This window comes from Candidatus Protofrankia californiensis (assembly GCF_900634765.1).
GTDB classification, from domain to species: domain Bacteria; phylum Actinomycetota; class Actinomycetes; order Frankiales; family Frankiaceae; genus Protofrankia; species Protofrankia californiensis.
In genome coordinates, this window is sequence record NZ_CAAAFT010000095.1 from 1 (window position 1) to 3,582 (window position 3,582).

Sequence of the window (3,582 nt, forward strand, 5' to 3'; positions counted from 1 at the left end):
CGGCCACGCCGCGGCATGTGTGCTGTCGGGGCCGGCCGCGGGAGTGGTCGGCGCCGCCTATGTCGCGGCCCGCTCGGGCCTGGCCGATCTGCTGACCTTCGACATGGGCGGGACGTCGACGGATGTCGCCCCGGTGCTCGGCGGTCGGGTGCAGACCACGGCCGAGTCGGTGCTCGCCGGCATACCGATCACGTTGCCGACGGTGGACGTCCACTCGGTGAGCGCCGGCGGTGGATCGGTGGCGTGGGTCGACTCCGGTGGAGCGCTGCGTGCCGGGCCCCGTTCGGCCGGAGCCGATCCGGGCCCGGCCTGTTACGGCCGCGGAGGCGTCGAGCCGACGGTGACCGACGCGGACCTGGTTCTCGGCTATCTGGCCGACGGGGCGAACCTCGGCGGCGAGGTCACCCTGTCCAGGGCGTCCGCTCACAAGGCGCTGGCCACCCTGGGCGCGATACTCGGGTCCGGCCCGGACGGCCTGTCGGCGGAGGAAACGGCGGCCGGGGTGGTGGCGGTCGCCGACGCGGAGATGATCCGGGCATTGCGGGTGGTCTCGGTGGAACGCGGCCTTGACCCGCGGGAGCTGACCCTGGTTGCCTTCGGCGGCGCCGGCGGAACGCACGCCTGCGCGTTGGCCGAGGAGCTCGGGATACGCCGGGTGCTGGTGCCGTTGGCCTGCGGGGTGCTCTCTGCGTTGGGGCTGGCCATCGGCGACGTCCGTCGGGACTACCTCTATCCGCTGCACGGTCTGCTGGCAGAGGTCGATCTGGGCGCCGCCTTCGCCGAGCTGGCCCGGACCGCCCGCGCAAACACCCCCACTACGGACATTCCCGCACTTGCGACCGAACTCCAGGCGGACTGCCGGTATGTGGGCCAGGCGCATGAGCTGACGGTTGTGGCTTCCTCCGGTGGCGGGTTGCCGGCTGCTGAGCAGCTCGGCGACGGGGCTGGTAGCGGCGTCGCGGACGGTGACTTTTCCGCCTCGCGGATACGGACGGCCTTCGAGGCCGAGCACCTGCGCCGCTACGGGCACACCGCGCACGACCGGGAGGTCGAGGTGGTGGCCGTACGGCTGGTGGCCACGGTGCCGGGCCTGCGACCCGAGCTGCGGGCGCCAGCCGCCGATCCCACCGCGGTCCGCAGCCGCCGGTCGGTCTACCTGGACGGTTCCTGGCAGGACGTGGACGTTGTGCCCCGCGCCGCGCTGGGAGCAGGCAGCGGCGTGGCGGGGCCGGCCGTCGTCGAGTTCGCCGAGGCGACCTGCCTGATACGCCCCGGCTGGCGCGCCGAAGTGGACGCGGTCGGCTCCCTGCTGCTCATGCGAGCCTGACGGGTGGCTCGGCTAACGGTCGGGCGCGCCTGGCGCGTTCCGGGTGGCTCGGCCCCCTCATACGCCGGACGACCACCCGGGCCGCCCGGTCGAGAAACTGTTTTACCTGGCGGATCACTGCCATACGGGCTTCATGCTGGTGAATGAGGATGACTGCAACGCATCAGAAACATATGTGTCATATTTCACTGCGACTCTGACGCCCGTGTCGTGTCATCACCAGCCCGTCGGGCGACGATCTGCCAGGGGAAGCTACCCCTGCTCGATGTCCGGGATGGCCGCGCCCCTCGGAGCCTTCTGGGGACTTGGGCCGCCGGCAGCGCGAGAAAAACATGATCGCTCTGCCTTTGGCCCTCCAGGGCTTTCCGATACCGGGTGCCGCGGGTGGCCCCGGACGTCGCGGTAGCGGCGCCGTCGTGGCACTGCAGCCCGGCAAGGGAAAGGTGGACGGAAAGCACTACCTGCCGTCCACCCCCGAGACGGTCATGTGGGGGCGGCTGCCAACCGCCGACACCCGGCCCGTGCTGAGCGTGGAGTCGGGGGCCACGGTGACGGTCGACACGGTCAGTCAGGAGGGAATCCTCGACGATCAGGGGCGTGACCCGGACGCCTTCTTCGGCGGGTTCGGTGTCCCGGCTCCCGAGGTGCTTGAGGACGCCCGGATGATCGCGTCCTCCGGGATCCCGCACCGGTTCGGGGTGGACAGCCCGCACATGGTGACCGGACCGGTGCTCGTTCGCGGTGCCGAGCCCGGCGATGTGCTGCGGGTGGACGTCGTTTCGCTGCATCCGCGGGCCAGGTACGGGGTGGTGTCGACCCGTCACGGTGCGGGGCTGCTCGCCGGAGAGTTTCCCGAAAACGACCCTCCCGGCCCGGATGCGAACGCCCGCAACTGGACGGCCTTCCGGACGACGAGCAGCTTCTGCGCCGTCGAACGGCGTCGGGGCAGGCTCTTCGGCTCACTGGGGGGAGCTGGGAGGCGGAAGGTGCGTTTTCCGCTGTCGCCGTTCATGGGGATCATGTCGGTTGCCCTCGACGGCCCCGGCCCGCTCCGTTCGACCTCGGTCGGGACGCATGGCGGAGCCCTCGACTGCGGGGAACTGGGTGTCGGTGCCCGGCTGTTTCTCCCGGTGCGGGTCCCCGGCGCACTGTTTGCCGTTGGTGACCCACATTATTCCCTGGGTGACGGAAAGGTCGCGATGGTCGCCCTGGAAGGGCCGCTGCGGGCGACGTTCCGCCTGACCGTCCTGAAGGAACCCGCCGCCCGGGCCGCTCTCGGGATGCTGCGCGAACCCTTTGTCGAAACCGACACCCACTGGGTTCCGCTGGGGGCACATGCCGATCTCGCCGATGCCGTCCGCCATACCACGCGGTCGGCGGTGGTCTTCCTGTCCACCCGGCTGGGGATGGACCGGGCGGACGCTCTCGCCTACCTGTCCGCGGCGGCTGCCTTCGGTATCGGCCGGTCGGCCGGCGACCTGCAGACCGTGTACTGCCGGATCCGTCGGGCGGACTTCGGGGAGCCGGCCGCTGCCAAACCCCGGCTGGTACGCCCCGGATTCGGGCGGGTCGCCCCCACGTCCACTCCGGCGACCGATCTCACTCCCGCGGCCGATCGCCGCGAGGAGCCGGTGAGCGCAGATGAGGCACACGAGCGTCCGGACGTACCGGACCCAGCGCTGGAAGGTGTATCGGACGTACCGGAGCCGGCGCCGGATGCACGTGCCGCCGATACGCCTGGCGAGGTCGTGATGGACGTGGGCAGCCGCGGGGAGAAGAGCCCGCCGGAGTAGCCGCGGCGGTTGTCTGTTGGTGGCGTGCGATCGTCGAAGACGATTGCGCGGGCTCCCGGACGGCGGCCCGCCACAGAGCTCGGGGCCCCGTGCCACGCCGGAGGCGTTACACGGGGAAAGCCGGTCAGCCGGGTGCGATCTGGTCGGCCGGCGGTGCGGTGATGCGCGCGGGTACGCCGAAGTCCGAGTAGGTCACCGTCCGGACGATCTCACTGCGTCCCGCGCCGTTGTCGGAGCCGGCGCTGGCGACGGTGACGCGGAGCTGGCGGACGAGACCCTCGGCGTCGATCCATGCTTCGGTCGGTTGGATCGCCGTCCCCAGGGTGCCCTTGTAGTACTCGACCGTCGTGGCGCTGATGTTTCCCCGGGCAGCGGCTGCGTCCAGGTTCACGGACAACGTGTAATGGGTGGTCGTGACGCCGTCGATCGCTTCCTGGCCGACGGTGGTCACCGGGGTCGAGG

Annotated in this window: 3 protein-coding genes; 2 read left to right on the plus strand and 1 reads right to left on the minus strand. The window is 71.1% G+C overall.

The features are described from left to right. Positions 1-1,327 (plus strand): hydantoinase/oxoprolinase family protein (locus tag DD1DGNOD_RS05615; protein ID WP_131769602.1); only part of this gene is annotated, 1,327 nt, incomplete at its 5' end. 332 nt (positions 1,328-1,659) lie between these two features. Beyond that, positions 1,660-3,120 carry an acetamidase/formamidase family protein gene (locus tag DD1DGNOD_RS05620; RefSeq protein ID WP_430827757.1) on the plus strand — a complete coding sequence of 487 codons (1,461 nt, stop codon included), beginning with the start codon at positions 1,660-1,662 and terminating at the stop codon, positions 3,118-3,120. Between the two features lie 124 nt (positions 3,121-3,244). Here the strand turns inward: DD1DGNOD_RS05620 and DD1DGNOD_RS05625 are convergent. Then, positions 3,245-3,582 (minus strand): LppX_LprAFG lipoprotein (locus tag DD1DGNOD_RS05625; protein WP_165036452.1); only part of this gene is annotated, 338 nt, incomplete at its 5' end.

Coding starts and splice junctions, on each gene's coding strand:
- DD1DGNOD_RS05620 (WP_430827757.1), top strand. CDS start 1,660: ATGATCGCTCTGCCTTTGGCCCTCCAGGGCTTTCCGATACCGGGTGCC.